At 66.0% G+C, this 16,240-nt stretch carries 16 protein-coding genes; 15 read left to right on the top strand and 1 reads right to left on the bottom strand.

From position 1 onward, the window contains the following. Window positions 1–154: 154 nt before the first annotated feature. From tsf to ACW4E8_RS05680, 15 genes are all read left to right on the top strand, one after another. A complete protein-coding gene (gene tsf / locus ACW4E8_RS05750) occupies window positions 155–1,033 on the top strand; it encodes a translation elongation factor Ts (RefSeq protein ID WP_035815508.1) in 879 nt (292 codons plus the stop codon). Between the two features lie 273 nt (window positions 1,034–1,306). Further along, a complete protein-coding gene (gene pyrH, locus ACW4E8_RS05745) occupies window positions 1,307–2,017 on the top strand; it encodes a UMP kinase (RefSeq protein WP_456803631.1) in 711 nt (236 codons plus the stop codon). A gap of 114 nt (window positions 2,018–2,131) precedes the next feature. Then, the gene (gene frr, locus ACW4E8_RS05740; protein ID WP_035815509.1) at window positions 2,132–2,692 is read left to right on the top strand and encodes a ribosome recycling factor; all 561 of its coding nucleotides are present in this window, start codon (window positions 2,132–2,134) and stop codon (window positions 2,690–2,692) included. Between the two features lie 44 nt (window positions 2,693–2,736). Beyond that, complete coding sequence (locus ACW4E8_RS05735) at window positions 2,737–3,507, top strand: isoprenyl transferase (protein ID WP_456803630.1); 771 nt, start codon at window positions 2,737–2,739, stop codon at window positions 3,505–3,507. A gap of 36 nt (window positions 3,508–3,543) precedes the next feature. Then, complete coding sequence (locus ACW4E8_RS05730) at window positions 3,544–4,365, top strand: phosphatidate cytidylyltransferase (RefSeq protein WP_456803629.1); 822 nt, start codon at window positions 3,544–3,546, stop codon at window positions 4,363–4,365. An 11-nt stretch (window positions 4,366–4,376) separates the two neighbouring features. After that, window positions 4,377–5,558: a 1-deoxy-D-xylulose-5-phosphate reductoisomerase gene (ispC, locus tag ACW4E8_RS05725; protein WP_456803628.1), complete on the top strand. Its 1,182-nt coding sequence runs from the start codon at window positions 4,377–4,379 to the stop codon at window positions 5,556–5,558. A 107-nt stretch (window positions 5,559–5,665) separates the two neighbouring features. Beyond that, the gene (gene rseP, locus ACW4E8_RS05720) at window positions 5,666–7,069 is read left to right on the top strand and encodes an RIP metalloprotease RseP (RefSeq protein WP_456803627.1); all 1,404 of its coding nucleotides are present in this window, start codon (window positions 5,666–5,668) and stop codon (window positions 7,067–7,069) included. Between the two features lie 100 nt (window positions 7,070–7,169). Beyond that, entirely contained in the window at window positions 7,170–9,503 is a 2,334-nt protein-coding gene (bamA, locus tag ACW4E8_RS05715; protein ID WP_235205634.1) for an outer membrane protein assembly factor BamA, read from the top strand. Window positions 9,504–9,526: 23 nt separating this feature from the next. Next, entirely contained in the window at window positions 9,527–10,054 is a 528-nt protein-coding gene (locus ACW4E8_RS05710) for an OmpH family outer membrane protein (RefSeq protein ID WP_456803626.1), read from the top strand. Between the two features lie 48 nt (window positions 10,055–10,102). Continuing rightward, window positions 10,103–11,194, top strand: coding sequence for a UDP-3-O-(3-hydroxymyristoyl)glucosamine N-acyltransferase (gene lpxD, locus ACW4E8_RS05705; protein WP_456803625.1), 1,092 nt, complete (start codon window positions 10,103–10,105; stop codon window positions 11,192–11,194). An 11-nt stretch (window positions 11,195–11,205) separates the two neighbouring features. Then, entirely contained in the window at window positions 11,206–11,655 is a 450-nt protein-coding gene (fabZ, locus tag ACW4E8_RS05700) for a 3-hydroxyacyl-ACP dehydratase FabZ (RefSeq protein ID WP_013956950.1), read from the top strand. 134 nt (window positions 11,656–11,789) lie between these two features. After that, a complete protein-coding gene (gene lpxA, locus ACW4E8_RS05695) occupies window positions 11,790–12,593 on the top strand; it encodes an acyl-ACP--UDP-N-acetylglucosamine O-acyltransferase (protein ID WP_456803624.1) in 804 nt (267 codons plus the stop codon). A 12-nt stretch (window positions 12,594–12,605) separates the two neighbouring features. Then, complete coding sequence (gene lpxB / locus ACW4E8_RS05690; RefSeq protein ID WP_456803623.1) at window positions 12,606–13,814, top strand: lipid-A-disaccharide synthase; 1,209 nt, start codon at window positions 12,606–12,608, stop codon at window positions 13,812–13,814. Next, entirely contained in the window at window positions 13,814–14,530 is a 717-nt protein-coding gene (gene rnhB / locus ACW4E8_RS05685) for a ribonuclease HII (RefSeq protein ID WP_456803622.1), read from the top strand. The genes lpxB and rnhB overlap by 1 nt, the downstream gene beginning before the upstream one ends. A 25-nt stretch (window positions 14,531–14,555) precedes the next feature. Next, complete coding sequence (locus ACW4E8_RS05680; protein ID WP_456803621.1) at window positions 14,556–15,338, top strand: TrmH family RNA methyltransferase; 783 nt, start codon at window positions 14,556–14,558, stop codon at window positions 15,336–15,338. A 50-nt stretch (window positions 15,339–15,388) separates the two neighbouring features. Here ACW4E8_RS05680 and ppsR read toward each other — a convergent pair whose 3' ends face one another. After that, on the bottom strand, window positions 15,389–16,192 hold the full coding sequence (gene ppsR, locus ACW4E8_RS05675) for a posphoenolpyruvate synthetase regulatory kinase/phosphorylase PpsR (RefSeq protein WP_010809585.1): 804 nt from the start codon (window positions 16,190–16,192) through the stop codon (window positions 15,389–15,391). Between the last annotated feature and the right edge of the window lie 48 nt (window positions 16,193–16,240).

Genomic DNA, 16,240 nt, shown 5'->3' with positions numbered 1-16,240 from the left:
TAGAAAAGGGGGCACATCTGGCGCCCCCTTTTTTTGAATTTGAATTGTTGTCATCCGCCGCAGGCAGTATTTGCCGCGGGTGTGCTGTAGACCCACCGACCGGGTGCCGCAGGCGACTGCCGGCAGCCGGCGTGAACCATTCAAGGAGTGACAAATGGCGGCAATTACCGCAAGCATGGTTGCAGAACTGCGCGCGAAGACCGACGCGCCGATGATGGAATGCAAGAAGGCCCTGACCGAGGCCGACGGCGACCTGGACAAGGCCGAAGAGCTGCTGCGCGTCAAGCTGGGCAACAAGGCCAGCAAGGCTGCGTCGCGCGTGACCGCTGAAGGCGTGGTCGCATCGTTCATCGACGGCACCACCGGCGTGCTGGTCGAACTGAACTGCGAGACCGATTTCGTCTCCAAGAATGACGACTTCCTGGCTTTCTCGGCCAAGGTTGCCGAACTGATCGCCAAGCAGAACCCGGCCGACGTGGCCGCCCTGTCGGCGCTGGAAATCGACGGCGTGAGCGTTGAAGCCACCCGCACGGCCCTGATCGGCAAGATCGGCGAGAACCTGACGGTTCGCCGCTTTGCCCGCTACGCCAACGGCGGCAAGCTGGTTTCGTACCTGCACGGCACCCGCATCGGCGTGATGGTCGAGTTCGATGGCGACGAAGCCGCCGCCAAGGACGTGGCCATGCACGTGGCCGCCATGAAGCCGGTGTCGCTGTCCGCCGAGCAGGTCCCCGCCGACCTGATCGCCAAGGAGCGCAGCATTGCCGAGCAGAAGGCTGCCGAGTCGGGCAAGCCGGCCGAAATCGTCGCCAAGATGGTCGAGGGTTCGGTGCAGAAGTACCTGAAGGAAGTCTCGCTGTTCAACCAGCCGTTCGTGAAGAACGACAAGCAGACGGTTGAGCAGATGCTGAAGGCCGCCAACACGACCGTGAAGGGCTTCACCCTGTTCGTGGTGGGCGAAGGCATCGAGAAGAAGCAGGACGACTTCGCCGCTGAAGTGGCCGCCCAGGTGGCCGCTGCCCAGAAGGGCTGATGTCCGGGGCGCCGCGGACTGCCCGTTCGGGCCGGTCCGGGCGCCTATAATGCCGCAGGGGCGCCGTAAGGTGCCCCTCTGCATAAGTAGTCGCGCGCGGCGCAGGCCGCGTTGCACTGCAGCAGCCAGTTTCCGTGGTGGTCCGGCAGGCCCGGGTCACCCCGAAAACCGGCTTTCTTCCGCCGGCGGCGCGACGATCCGCGCCGCCGGTGCCAAAAACATATGTCTCAAAATCGTCTCAACCGAGCGATTTGCTCCTGTCCGAGGGTGAACATGCCAGCCTACAAGCGCGTCCTTCTGAAACTGTCCGGTGAAGCCCTGATGGGCGAAGATGCCTTCGGCATCAACCGCTCCACCATCGAGGCGATGGTGAACGACATTGCCGAGATCGTGAAGCTCGGCGTGCAGGTCGCGGTGGTCATCGGCGGCGGCAACATCTTCCGCGGCGTCGCGGGCGGCGCCGCCGGCATGGACCGCGCCACCGCCGACTACATGGGCATGCTGGCCACCATGATGAACGCACTGGCGCTGCAGGACGCGATGCGCCACGCCAATATTGAAGGCCGCGTGCAGTCGGCGCTGCGCATGGACCAGGTGGTCGAGCCCTATATCCGCCCGCGCGCGATCCGCCAGCTGGAAGAGGGCAAGGTGGTGATCTTCGCCGCCGGCACCGGCAACCCGTTCTTCACCACCGACACCGCCGCCGCGCTGCGCGGCGCCGAGATCGGGGCGGAGATTGTGCTCAAGGCCACCAAGGTGGACGGCGTGTACACCGCCGACCCGAAGAAGGATCCCAGCGCCACGCGCTACACCACCATCACCTTCGACGAGGCCATCTCCCGCAACCTGCAGGTGATGGACGCCACCGCCTTTGCGCTGTGCCGTGACCAGAAGCTGCCGATCAAGGTGTTCTCGATCGTCAAGCCGGGCGCGCTCAAGCGGGTGATCCTGGGCGAGGACGAGGGTACCCTGGTGCACGTGTGAGTCCGGCGGCGGATGCCGCGCTGCAACGCTGGTATCCGGCCGGGCAAAGAGTAGAATGATTCATTTTCGATCCCCGCCAGGGGGATCATGGTTGGCTGATTTCCGGAGGTAAAAATGAGCGTCGCCGACACAAAGAAGAGCGTCGAGCAAAAAATGCAGAAGTCGATCGAAGCCTTCAAGGCCGATCTGGCGAAGATCCGCACCGGCCGTGCCCACACCGGCCTGCTCGACCACGTTCAGGTGGACTACTACGGCTCGATGGTCCCCATCAGCCAGGTCGCGGCAATCGGCCTGGCCGATGCGCGTACCATCACGGTGCAGCCCTGGGAAAAGAAGATGGTGGGCGCGGTCGAGAAGGCCATCCGCGACTGCGACCTGGGCCTGAACCCGGCCACCATGGGTGAAGTGATCCGCGTGCCGATGCCCGCACTGACCGAAGAGCGCCGCAAGGAGCTGACCAAGGTCGTCAAGGGCGAGGCCGAGGGCGCCAAGATTGCAGTGCGCAACCTGCGCCGCGATGCCAACGAGCAGTTCAAGAAGCTGGTCAAGGACAAGACCATCTCCGAGGACGACGAGCGCCGCGGCCAGGACGAAGTGCAGAAGCTGACCGACAAGTACGTGGCCGAGATCGACAAGATGGTCGCCGAGAAAGAGAAGGAGATCATGACGGTCTGACCCCGTCCCGGCATGGCCGGGGCAGTCAACGACCGTCTGCCATCATGCAGCACATCAGTTCAACGCTCGACGTACCCGACACCTCCTACGTCCCCCGCCACGTTGCCATCATCATGGACGGCAACGGCCGCTGGGCGACCCAGCGGCACCTGCCGCGCGTTGCCGGGCACACCCGGGGGCTGGACGCGGTGCGCGCGGTGGTGGAAGCCAGCGCCGCCCGCGGCGTGCAGTTCCTGACGCTGTTCGCCTTCAGTTCCGAGAACTGGCGGCGCCCGCCGGACGAGGTCTCGTTCCTGATGCGGCTGTTCATGATGGCCCTGCGGCGCGAAGTGGTGAAGATGCACGCCAACAACATCCGGCTGCGGGTGGTGGGCGACCTGGACCGCTTCAGCCCCCGCATCCAGCAGATGATCCGCGATGCCGAGGCGCGCACGGCCGGCAACACCGGCCTGACCGTGACCATCGCCGCCAACTACGGCGGCCGCTGGGACCTGCTTCAGGCCATGCGCAAGATGCTGGCGCGCTCGCCCATGCTCGACCCGGCCTCGATCGACGAATCGATGCTGGCGCCGCACCTGGCGATGGCCTATGCGCCGGAGCCGGACCTCTTCATCCGCACCGGCGGCGAACAGCGCATCAGCAACTTCCTGCTGTGGCAGCTGGCGTATTCCGAGCTGTATTTCACCGACGTTTTCTGGCCGGATTTCGACGCCGCCGAACTGGACAAGGCCTTCGCCTCGTACCGCCAGCGCGAACGCCGTTTCGGCCGCACCAGCGCACAGCTGGTCGCCCCGGGACTATCGGGTACGGCCTGACCCTGGCTACTCCAACCTCTCACGGGACTGCAGCGCATGCTCCTCACCCGCGTCATCACCGCCCTGTGCCTGTTGCTGCTGATCCTGCCAATCCTGTTCCTGGCGCCGCCCGCGGCACTGGCCGGGCTGGTGGCCGTGATCGTGCTGCTGGCCGGCTGGGAATTCGGCCGCCTGATCGGGCTGCGCGGGCCGTGGCCCTATGTCTATGCGCTGGCGTGCCTGATCGCGGCCATTGCCTGGCATGACCTGCCGCTGCGCCACGCCACCACCTGGCTGCTGGAAGCCGCGGTAGTCTGCTGGGGCGTCGCAGTGGTGCTGCTGGCGCGCGGCGTGCGTACCGCGACGCCGTCGTTTACCGCCCTGGGCGTGCTGCTGGGGCTGGTGATGCTGCCCGCGTTCGCCCATGCCACCATGATCCTGCGCGGCGCCGGTATTGGCGTGCTGCTGACCGCGGCCGTGCTGGTGTGGGCGGCCGATATCGGCGCATATTTCACCGGCAAGGCCATCGGCCGGCGCAAGCTGGCGCCTGGCATCAGCCCGGGCAAGTCCTGGGAAGGCGCCATTGGCGGCTGGCTGCTGGCGCTGGTGATCGGCCTGGCGCTCGCCGCCACCCATGCGTTTGCACCGACGTGGTTCTCCGCGATGGGCGATCGTGGCGGCCTGGCCTATGTGGCGGTTCTGACCACGCTGCTGGTCGCGGCGAGCGTGGTCGGCGACCTGTTCGAGTCGCTGCTCAAGCGCCAGGTCGGCAAGAAGGACAGCAGCCGGCTGCTGCCCGGCCATGGCGGCGTGCTGGACCGCATCGACGCCTTGCTGCCAGTGTTCCCGCTGGCGGCCCTGATGCTGATTTTTCTCTGAAGCCGCCTGCTATGCATCGCATTACCATCCTGGGCGCCACCGGCTCCATTGGCGAAAGCACGCTCGACGTCATCAGGCGCCATGCCGACCGCTATGCGGTGCATGCGCTGACCGCCCACCGGCAGGTGCGCAAGCTGGCTGACCAGTGCATTGAATTCCGCCCGGCCCACGCCGTGGTGGGGACCGCTGAGGCAGCGCGCGAACTGGAAACACTGCTGCGCGATGCCGGCGTGAAGACCGAGGTCAGCCACGGCGAAGCCGCGCTGGAATCCGTGGCCGCCGATGCGCTGACCGATGCGGTGATGGCCGCCATCGTCGGCGCCGCAGGCCTGCGCCCGACGCTGGCGGCAGCACGTGCCGGCAAGCGCGTGCTGCTGGCCAACAAGGAAGCGCTGGTGATGTCCGGGCGCATCTTCATGGATGCGGTGCGCGAGCACGGCGCCACGCTGCTGCCGATCGACAGCGAGCACAATGCCATCTTCCAGTGCCTGCCGGCCGACGATCCGCGCTACGGCCGGGGCGTGGCCAAGGTGCTGCTGACCGCGTCGGGCGGGCCGTTCCGCACGCGCGACCCGGCCACGCTGCACGATATCTCTCCCGACCAGGCCTGCGCCCATCCCAACTGGGTCATGGGCCGCAAGATCTCGGTCGACTCCGCCACCATGATGAACAAGGGCCTCGAAGTCATCGAGGCGCACTGGCTGTTCGGCGCCCCCGCCGAGCGCATCGAGGTACTGATCCATCCGCAGAGCATCGTGCATTCGATGGTGGCCTACACCGATGGCTCGGTGCTGGCGCAGCTGGGCAACCCGGACATGCGCACGCCGATCGCCTATGGCCTGGCGTATCCGGAACGGATCGATGCGGGCGTGACGCCGCTCGACCTGACGGTGGCCGGAGGCTTGCACTTCGAGAAGCCGGACCTGGTGCGCTTCCCGTGCCTGGGCCTGGCCTTCGATGCACTGCGCGCTGGCGGTGTGGCGCCGGCGGCTCTCAATGCGGCCAACGAGGTGGCGGTCGAGGCATTCCTGGGTGGTAAAGTGCGCTTCACGGACATTGCCGGCATCGTCCGCCAGGTGCTTGAAGCGGCACCTAAGGGGCCTGCCGATACGCTCGAAGCGGTGCTGTCAGCCGACGCGCTGGCGCGCGAGGCGGCACGCGCGGGCGTGGCCGCCCTGGCTGCAAACCGCTGATCCGGCGGGGCGGCTTGCCGCATCTGCGACAATAGCGGCTGCGGCGGCACTGGACCCCCTGGGGTCCGGCGCGCCAGTCCAGCCATCGTTACCGACGTCCCGACTCCATGCAAACCGTACTCGCTTTCATCGTTGCCCTGTGCGTGCTGATCTATGTGCACGAAATGGGGCACTACCTCGCCGCGCGCGCCTGCGGCGTGAAGGTGCTGCGTTTCTCGATCGGCTTCGGGCGGCCCTTGCTGCGCTGGATTTCGAAGAGCCGCGACCGGACTGAATGGACGGTGGCGGCCATCCCGCTGGGCGGCTACGTCAAGATGCTGGACGAGCGCGAGGTCGACCCCGAGCGCGACACGCCGATCGACCCGGCCGACCTGCCGCGGGCTTTCAACCGCCAGCCGGTCGGCAAGCGCTTCGTGATCGTGGCGGCTGGCCCGCTGGCCAATTTTGCGCTGGCAATCGTGCTGTATTTCGCGCTCTTTGCCGGCGGCATGCGCGAGCCCGTGCCGGTGGTGGCCGCGCCCGCGGCCGGCACCATGGCGGCGCAGGCCGGCGTGCGCGAAGGCGACCGGGTGCTGTCGCTGACCGCCAATGGCGATACCGAAGCGGTGCGCTCCTGGAATGACCTGCGCATGGCCGTATTCGCCGAGGGCTTTGGCGATGCGCGCGCCGTGCTGCGCGTGCGCGGCACCGACGGGGCAGAGCGCGACGTAACGCTGCCGCGTCTGCCCAATACCGGCAGCAATCCCGAACAGGATCCGCTGGCCACGCTGGGCCTGAACCTGAAAGGCGGGCCGGTGACGATTACCGAGGTGCTGCCGGACTCGGCCGCCGAGCGCGCCGGACTGAAACAGGACGACCGCATCGTTGCCTGGCAGGGCAGCCCGCTCACGCAGGCCAGCGCACTGATCAAGGCGGTGCGCAGCCAGCCCGGCCAGACCGTGACACTGGGCATCGAGCGCGACGGCAAGCGCCTGGACGTGCCGGTGACGCTCGACACCGCCGTGGCGCGCGATGGCGCCAAAGACGCGAGCGGCGCCACCCCGGCGCCGGCGGGCAAGCTCGGCGCGGCGCTCAGCCAGGCGGTGCAGATGGAAACCGTGCGCTACCGGCCGGACGAGGCGCTGGCGCGCGCGGCCGGCCAGGTCTGGGACACCAGCGCGCTCTCGCTCAAGCTGCTGGGCAAGATGCTGGTGGGGCAGGCTTCGCTGCAGAACCTGAGCGGTCCGCTGACCGTGGCGGACTACGCGGGGCGTGCCGCAAACCTCGGCCTGCAGGCGTTTATCAGCTTCCTGGCGCTGGTCAGTGTCAGCCTCGGTGTACTGAATTTGTTACCTATTCCGGTTCTGGACGGGGGGCATTTGCTGTATTATTGCGTGGAATTTTTGACTGGCCGGCCCGTCCCAGACCACTGGCAGGCAATGCTGCAGAAGGTTGGCATCGCCTGCATCTTGCTCCTGACTTCGCTCGCTTTGTTCAATGACGTCAGCCGAATGTTTCTGGCGAACGGCTAGAAACGTGTGTCGGCAAGGGGGCGGTGGTGTCGTCGGGCACCGTCGCCAGGGACGCCATTTGCCAGGCGCAGTCCAATAAGGCATCGGAGCGCAATCCTGGATGGAATCAAAGAGGGGATCAACATTGATCAGACATAAGCGCATTTCGCTGGGCTTGCTGGCGAGTGCCGTTATTGCAGCCTGGAGCCCGGCGGGCTGGGCTGCCGATCCGTTCGTCGTCAGGGACATCCGCGTTGAGGGACTGCAACGCGTAGAGCCGGGTACCGTGTTTGGCTACCTGCCGGTGCGCGTCGGTGAAACCTTCACCGATGACAAGGGCGCCGACGCCATCCGTGCCCTCTACAATACCGGCTTCTTCAAGGACGTGCAGATCCGCGCCGAGGAAGGCGTGCTGGTGGTCCAGGTCGAAGAGCGGCCGGCGATCTCGCAGCTCGAATTCGTCGGCATCAAGGAATTCGACAAGGACACGCTGCGCCGTTCGCTGCGTGCCGTTGGCGTGGCCGAAGCCCGTTACTACGACAAGGCACTGATCGACAAGGCCGAGCAGGAGCTCAAGCGCCAGTACGTCGCGCGCGGCTACTATGCCGCCGACGTGCAGACCACGATCACGCCGGTGGACCGCAACCGCGTCTCGGTCGTGTTCAACGTGGATGAAGGCCCGGTCGCCAAGATCCGCCAGATCAATATCGTCGGCAACAAGGCTTTCAAGGAAGGCACGCTGCGCGACGAGATGCAGCTGTCCACGCCGAACTGGCTGTCCTGGTACACCAAGAACGACCTGTATTCCAAGCAGAAGCTGACCGCCGACCTGGAAGCGCTGCGCTCTTTCTACCTGAACCGCGGCTACCTGGAGTTCGCGATCGAGTCGACCCAGGTGTCGATCACGCCGGACAAGAAGGACATCTTCCTGACGCTGAACATCAAGGAAGGCGACCAGTACAAGGTGTCCGATGTGCGCCTGGCGGGCGAGCTGCTCGGAAAGCAGGAGGAAATGGAAAAACTGCTGCAGCTGAAGAAGGGCGATATTTTCTCGTCCGAGAAGCTGACGCAGAGCACCAAGGCCATCACCGACCTGCTGGGCACCTACGGCTACGCGTTCACCACCATCAACCCGCAACCGCAGATCGACAAGGAAAAGCGTGAAGTCGCGCTGACCCTGATGGTCGACCCGGGCCGCCGCGTCTACGTGCGCCGCGTCAACGTGGTGGGCAACAGCAAGACCCGCGACGAAGTGGTGCGCCGCGAGATGCGCCAGATGGAAAGCTCGTGGTTCGACAGCGAGAAGCTCACGCAGTCGCAAGCCCGTATCAACCGTACCGGCTACTTCACCGACACCAACATCACCACCGAAGACGTGCCGGGCGCGCCCGACCAGGTCGATGTGAACGTCAACGTGACTGAAAAGCCGACCGGCCAGATCAGCCTGGGTGTGGGCTTCTCGTCCACCGACAAGCTGGTGCTGCAGGCCGGCCTGCGCCAGGACAACGTGTTCGGCTCCGGCACCAGCCTGGGCCTGGACGTGAACACGGCCAAGTCGTTCCGTACCATCGCGCTGACGCAGTACGACCCGTATTTCACGGTGGACGGCATCAGCCGCTCGACCGACATTTACTACCGTACTTCGCGCCCGCTGTACTACACCGGCGACCAGGACTACAAGATCGTGTCCGCCGGCGGTGGCTTCAAGTTCGGCGTGCCGTTCTCGGAAGTCGATACGGTGTTCTTCGGCATCGGCTACGAACGGACCCAGGTCTATACCTCGGTCAATACGCCGGCCCAGTACACCGACTGGCTGAACAAGATCGGCAAGAGCTCCGGCGACGGCATCAACAACTTCCCGTTCACCATCGGCTGGGCACGTGACCGCCGCGACAGCGCGCTGGTGCCGACCAAGGGCCCGTACACCCAGGCCAACCTGGAAGTCGGGCTGCCGGGCGGCGATACGCAGTACTACCGCGCCAGCGTGCAGCAGCAGTACTTCTATCCGATCTCGAAGTCCTTCACGCTGGCACTGAACGGCGAAGTCGCTTACGGCCACGGCTACGGCAACACGCCGTTCCCGGTGTTCAAGTACTTCTACGCCGGTGGTATCGGCTCGGTGCGCGGCTACCAGACCAGCACGCTCGGCCCGAAGGACCAGAATGGCAACCCGGTGGGCGGTGCCTCCAAGATGATCGGCAACGTCGAGTTCATCTTCCCGCTGCCGGGCTCGGGCGTGGACCGCACGCTGCGCCTGTTCACGTTCTTTGACTTCGGTAATGTCTACCAGGAAGGTCAGCCGCTGAGCTTCAGCGAGCTGAAGTACTCGACCGGCTTTGGCATGTCATGGTTGTCGCCGATTGGCCCGCTGAAGATCAGCATGGGCTTCCCGCTCAATCGCGACACCAATGACAAGGTCCAGCGCTTCCAGTTCCAGATCGGCACGGCATTCTGATTCTGATAGAGGATCTGTTTCAAATGATTACAACATCCAAACTGGTCAAATCCCTGGGCGCCGCCGCGCTCGCCACGGCGGCCATCTGCGCCGCGGTGCCGGCCTCGGCCCAGGAGGCGCGTATTGCCGCCGTGAACTCCGAACGCATCCTGCGCGACTCGCAGCCGGCCAAGGCTGCCCAGGTCAAACTGGAGCAGGAATTCTCCAAGCGCGACCGCGAGCTGCAGGACATGGCCCAGAAGATCAAGGGCATGGCCGACAAGCTCGACAAGGACACGGCCGTGCTGGCCGACTCGGACCGCCAGCGCCGCCAGCGCGAAGTGGCCGACCTTGACCGCGAGTTCCAGCGCAAGCAGCGCGAGTTCCGCGAGGACCTGAACCAGCGCCGCAATGAAGAACTGGCGCAGGTGCTCGAGCGCGCCAACCGCGTGATCCGCCAGCTGGCCGAACAGCGCAAGTACGACCTGATCGTGCAGGAAGCGGTGTACGTGAACCCGCGCATCGATATCACTGACGAAGTGATGAAGGCGCTGAACGCCGGCAGCAAGTAAGCCGCCGCTGTTCCTTCGTTCCCGTTTTTTTCTTCAGGAAGTACCGCCATGCAGACACCCACACTGGGTCAGCTCGCCACCGAGAACGGCGCGCAGGTTGTGGGTGACCCCGACCTGGCGATCGTCGGCCTGGCTCCCCTGGACCAGGCCGGACCGGGCGAGCTCTCGTTCCTGTCCAATCCGCTCTACCTGCAGCAGGCGCTGGATTCGCAGGCCGGCGCCGTGATTGTCTCGGCAGCCGACCTCGAGCGCGTTCGCGCCGAGGGCAGGGCGGACGACCGCAACTGGCTGGTGGCGCGCAATCCCTACGTATGCTTTGCCCGCGTGGCGCAGCGTTTCGAGCGCGCGGCCAACACCGATACCCGCACCGGCATCGATCCGCGCGCGACCGTGGCGCCTGACGCGGTGGTGCCGCCTTCGTGCTACATCGGCCCCAACGTGGTCATCGAGCGCGGCGCGCGCCTGGGAGAGCGGGTGCGCATCCTGGCCAACGGCTATGTCGGCGCGCAGGCAGAGATCGGCGACGATTCGCTGCTCTATGCCAATGTTTCGGTCTACCACCATTGCGTGCTCGGCGCCCGCGCCATCCTGCACAGCGGCGTGGTGATCGGCGCGGACGGCTTTGGCTTTGCGCCGGACATCAGCGCAACCGGCGTGGAATACGTAAAGATCCCGCAAACGGGACGCGCGGTGCTGGGCAATGACGTGGAAGTCGGTGCCAATACGGCAATCGACCGCGGCGCCATGGCCGACACCGTGATCGAGGACGGCTGCAAGATCGACAACCAGGTCCAGATCGCGCATAACGTGCGTGTCGGGGCCCATACGGTCATCGCAGGCTGCGCCGCGGTATCGGGCAGCACGCGCATCGGGCGCTTCTGCGTGATCGGCGGGGCGGCCAATTTTTCCGGCCACCTGAATATTGCCGACCGCACCACGGTGTCGGGCGGCACCTCGATCACCAAATCCATTACCAAGCCCGGGGGGCATTTCACCAGCGTCTTCCCGTTCCTGCCGCACGGCGAGTGGGAACGCAACGCAGCCATCGTGCGCGGCCTGACCAGGCTGCGCGAACGGGTGGTGGCGCTGGAACGCCGCCTGCGCGGCCAGGCCGCCGGGTCCCAACCCTCACAAGACTAAGAGAAATCATCATGACCGCAGCCGACATCGACATTCGCAAGATCCTCAAGCTGCTGCCGCATCGATATCCGATGCTGCTGGTCGACCGCGTGCTGGAGTTCGATCCGCAGAAGCGCATCAAGACGCTGAAGAACGTCACCATGAACGAGCCGTTCTTCCAGGGCCATTTCCCGGGCCATCCGGTGATGCCTGGCGTGATGATCCTGGAAGCGCTGGCGCAGTCGGCCGGCCTGCTGACCTTCGGCGCCGACATGGAGCGCAAGGAAGACGCGCTGTACTACTTTGTCGGCATCGACGGGGCCCGCTTCAAGCAGGTGGTGTACCCGGGCGATCAGCTGCACATGAACGTGACGGTCGAACGCTATATCCGCGGCATCTGGAAGTTCAAGGCGTTCGCCACGGTGGACGACAAGGTGGCCTGCGAGGCAGAGCTGATGTGCACCGTGAAGCAGGCCGAGTGAGGCCGCCCGCGGCCGGTGGCACCGCCGCCGGCTGACTGCCGTGCCCCCGTGCAACGGGGGCAAGCGGCCCGGACGGGAACCTTTGCCCCGCGCATTGGCCCATCCTTCACCAGACACACCACAGGACAGGACGTATGACGCAAATCCACCCCACCGCGCTGGTCGACCCGAAGGCAGAACTGGCATCCGACGTAAGCGTCGGCCCGTTCTCCATTGTCGGCCCCAACGTGCGGATCGGCAGCGGCACCCGGGTCGGCTCGCATACGACGGTCGAGGGTTACACCACGATCGGCGAGGGCAACACGATCGGCCCTTACGCATCGGTCGGCGGCGTGCCGCAGGACATGAAGTACCGCAACGAGCCGACCCGGCTCGAGATCGGCGACCGCAACACCATCCGCGAATTCACCACGATCCACACCGGCACGGTGCAGGACCGCGGGCTGACCAGCCTCGGCAACGACAACTGGATCATGGCCTACGTGCATATCGCGCATGACTGCACGGTCGGCAACCACACCGTGTTTTCCAGCAACGCGCAGATCGCCGGCCACGTTGAAGTGGGCGACTGGGCGATCCTGGGCGGCATGAGCGGCGTGCACCAGTACGTGCGCATCGGCGCCCATGCGATGCTGGGCGGCGCCTCGGCGCTGGTGCAGGACGTGCCGCCGTTCGTGATCGCCGCCAGCGACAAGAGCGGCAACAAGGCCACGCCGCACGGCGTCAACGTCGAAGGGCTGCGCCGCCGTGGCTTCGACGCCGGCCAGATCGCCGCGCTGCGGCAGGCCTACAAGCTGCTTTACAAGTCCGACCTCAGCTTCGACGAGGCGCGCAACGAGATCGTGGCCTTGCTGGGCCAGGCTGATGCAGGCACGGCGGCGCCGCTGCAAGCGTTTGTCGACTTCCTTGCCGCCACCCAGCGCGGCATCGTACGCTGAGGCCGGACCGCAATGGTCGACGCCGCAATTCGGGGTGGCTTGCCCACGGGCAACGGTAGCGCCGCGGACAAGCGCGGCACCATCGCCATGGTGGCCGGCGAGGCCTCAGGCGACCTGCTGGCATCGTTGATGATGGGCGGGCTGCAGTCCCGCCTGGGCGATACGGTCGAGTACGCCGGCATCGGCGGCCAGCGCATGATGGCGCAGGGCTTCACCTCGCGCTGGCCGATGGAGACACTGTCGGTCAACGGCTATGTCGAGGTCCTGGGCTCGCTGCGCGAGATCCTGGCCACGCGGCGCGCGGTGCGCGACTGGCTGCTGGCCAATCCGCCGCAGTGCTTTATCGGGGTTGACGCCCCGGACTTCAATTTCGGCCTGGAAGTGCCGCTGCGCCGTGCCGGCATCCCGGTGGTGCATTTTGTCAGCCCGTCGATCTGGGCCTGGCGCGGCGGGCGCATCCGCACCATCGCGCGCGCGGTGGACCACATCCTGTGCCTGTTCCCGTTCGAGCCGGAGATCTACGCCAAGGCTGGCATTCCCGCGACCTACGTGGGCCATCCGCTGGCCGATGTGATCCCGATGGTGCCTGACGTCGCCGGTGCGCGCGCCGAGCTCGGCCTGCCCGCCGGGCACCGGGTGGTGGCGGTGCTGCCGGGCAGCCGCCAGTCCGAGGTGCGCAACCTTGGCGCCACCTTCTTTGCGGCGATGGCGCAAATGCAGCGCATGGACCCGAACCTGGCGTTCGTGCTGCCGGCGGCGAGCGCGCCGCTGCGCGCCATTATCGAAGCGCTGCACGCGCAGTATCCCGAACTGCGCCTGACCATCGTCGACGGCAAGTCGCACCAGGCGATGGAAGCGGCCGACGTGGTGCTGCTGGCCAGCGGCACCGCCACGCTGGAAGCGGCGCTGTACAAGAAGCCCATGGTGATCTCGTACAAGGTGCCCTGGCTGACCGCGCAGATCATGAAGCGCCAGGGTTACCTGCCCTACGTGGGATTGCCTAATATCCTGTCAGGGCGCTTTGTCGTGCCTGAACTGCTGCAGGACGATGCCACGCCCGAGGCGCTGGCCCGCGAGACCCTGCTGCAGCTCAACGACGAGGGCAACACGGCTTTCCTGTACGATCATTTCACCCGCATGCACGAGACGCTCAAGTGCAATACCGCGCAACTGGCCGCCGATGTGGTAGTGGACCTGATGCACAGCCGGGGGACCGTCTGATGGCGCGCCGCAATGCCGCCTCGCCGCAGATGGGCCTGGACCTGGCGCCGGCCGCGACCGCCGTGCAGCGCCTGTGCGGGGTCGATGAGGCGGGCAGGGGCCCGCTGGCGGGGCCGGTGTATGCCGCCGCCGTGGTGCTGGATCCGGCCCGGCCGATCCCTGGCCTGGCGGACTCCAAGATCCTGACCGCCGCCAAGCGCGAGCAGCTCTTCGAGAAGATCTGCGAGCGCGCGCTGGGCTGGCATATCGCCTTTGCCACGGTCGAAGAGATCGACACGCTGAACATCCTGCACGCCAGCATGCTGGCGATGCAGCGCGCGGTGCAGGGGCTGGCCGCCAGCGGCCTGACACCGGACCTGGTGCAGGTCGACGGCAACCGCTGCCCGCAGGTGCCGTTCCCGGTGGAGGCCATCGTCAAGGGCGATGCGCTGGTCAAGGCGATCTCGGCCGCTTCGATCCTGGCCAAGGTGGCGCGCGACCGCGAGCTGCTGGTGCTGCACGAGACCTACCCGCAGTACGGCTTCGACGCGCATTCGGGCTATCCCACGCCGCAGCACCTGGCCGCGCTGGCGGAGTTCGGCGCCTCGCCGCACCACCGCCGTTCGTTTGCGCCGGTGCGCGAGGCGCTGGCCCGCCTGCCCATGTTCACCGCCATGCCCGCCACCGCTGAAGTCACCCAGCCTGTCGCGACGCTATCCGTCACGGCCGTGCAGTGAAGGGCACCCAGACCATCTCCGCATCGTGAAGCACGTCACCTCGCGCGACAACGCGCTGTTCAAGCATCTGAAGGCGCTCGCCGGTTCTACCCACCAGCGCCGCAAGGCCGGCCAGTCGCTGCTGGACGGCGTGCACCTGGCGCAAGCCTACGTCGCAGCACGCGGCCAGCCCGTCACCTGCCTGGTGTCAGAGCGCCACTATGACCACGCCGAGGTGGCGCCAGTGCTGGCGCTGATCGAGGTCGAGCGCGTGGTTGTGCTGGCCGATGCACTGTTCACGCAGATCAGCGGCGTGGTCAATGGCATCGACCTGATGCTGGTGATCGAGACGCCGGTCGGCCACCTGCCGGCGCGAATCGAACAAGACTGCATCATCCTGGACGGGGTGCAGGATGCCGGCAATGTCGGGTCAATCCTGCGCAGCGCCGCCGCCGCCGGCATCCAGCATGCCTTCCTTGCCACCGGCTGTGCCTTTGCCTGGTCGGTCAAGACGCTGCGTGCTGGCATGGGTGCCAACTTTCACCTGAATATCGTCGAGCACTGCACGCTTGAGTCGCTGGCGCCGCGCCTCGCGGTGCCGCTGCTGGCGACTTCGTCGCACGCCGATGCCGCGGTATTCGATACCGATCTGCGCGGGCCGGTGGCCTGGGTGGTCGGCAATGAGGGGGCAGGGGTCAGCGACGCCTGGATGGCGCACGTCACGCGCAAGGTGGGCATCCCGCAACCGGGCGGGCTGGAATCGCTGAATGTGGCGGCGGCGACCGCCATCTGCCTGTTCGAGGCAGTGCGCCAGCGGCGCGCCGCCTGAGGCTGCGCAGGCAGCGCAAGAAGAAAGCGGCCTGAACGGCCGCTTTTTGCTTAGTAGTTGTCGCGATCGACCTTGATCTCTTGCAGGATCGTGGTCGCAATTTCCTCAATGGATTTGTGCGTCGACGACAGCCATTTGATCCCTTCGCGCCGCATCATGGCCTCGGCCTCATTGACCTCATAACGGCAGTTTTCCAGTGCTGCATACTTGCTGCCGGGGCGGCGCTCGTTGCGGATCTCGGTCAGGCGCTGCGGATCGATCGACAGGCCGAAGATCTTCGGCTTGAACGCATACAACGCCGACGGCAGCCTGCCGCGCTCGAAATCGTCGGGGATCAGCGGGTAATTGGCCGCCTTCAGCCCGTATTGCATGGCCAGGTAGAGGCTGGTCGGGGTCTTGCCGCTGCGCGACACGCCCACCAGGATCACATCGGCTTCTTCCAGGTTCTTGTGTGACTGGCCGTCATCATGCGCCAGCGAGAAGTTGATCGCCTCGATCCGGTTCTTGTAGGCCTCGGTGTCCGCATTCTGGTGGAAGCGGCCGATGGCATGGGTGGACTTCAGGCCCAGTTCTTTCTCAAGTGGTTCGATGAAGGTCTGGAACATGTCCAGGATCATCGCCTTGGCGCGGCGCAGTGCCTTGTTCGCTTCCTGGTTGACCAGCGTGGTGAAGACAATGGGCGGCACGCCTTCGTTGTGGAATGCCTCATTGATCTTGCCGACGGCGATATGTGCCTTTTCCGGGGTATCGACGAAGGGCATGCGCACCTTGCGGAAGCGCATCTCGAACTGGGCCAGGATGGAGTGGCTGAAGGTCTCCGCAGTGATGCCGGTGCCATCCGAGACGATGAACACGGTGCGGACCGCAGGGCGCTCGCCGGCCTGGGGGACGGAGGGCGATTC

Source organism: Cupriavidus sp. CP313 (assembly GCF_054072015.1).
This window is presented reverse-complemented; position numbering and strand designations above follow the sequence as displayed.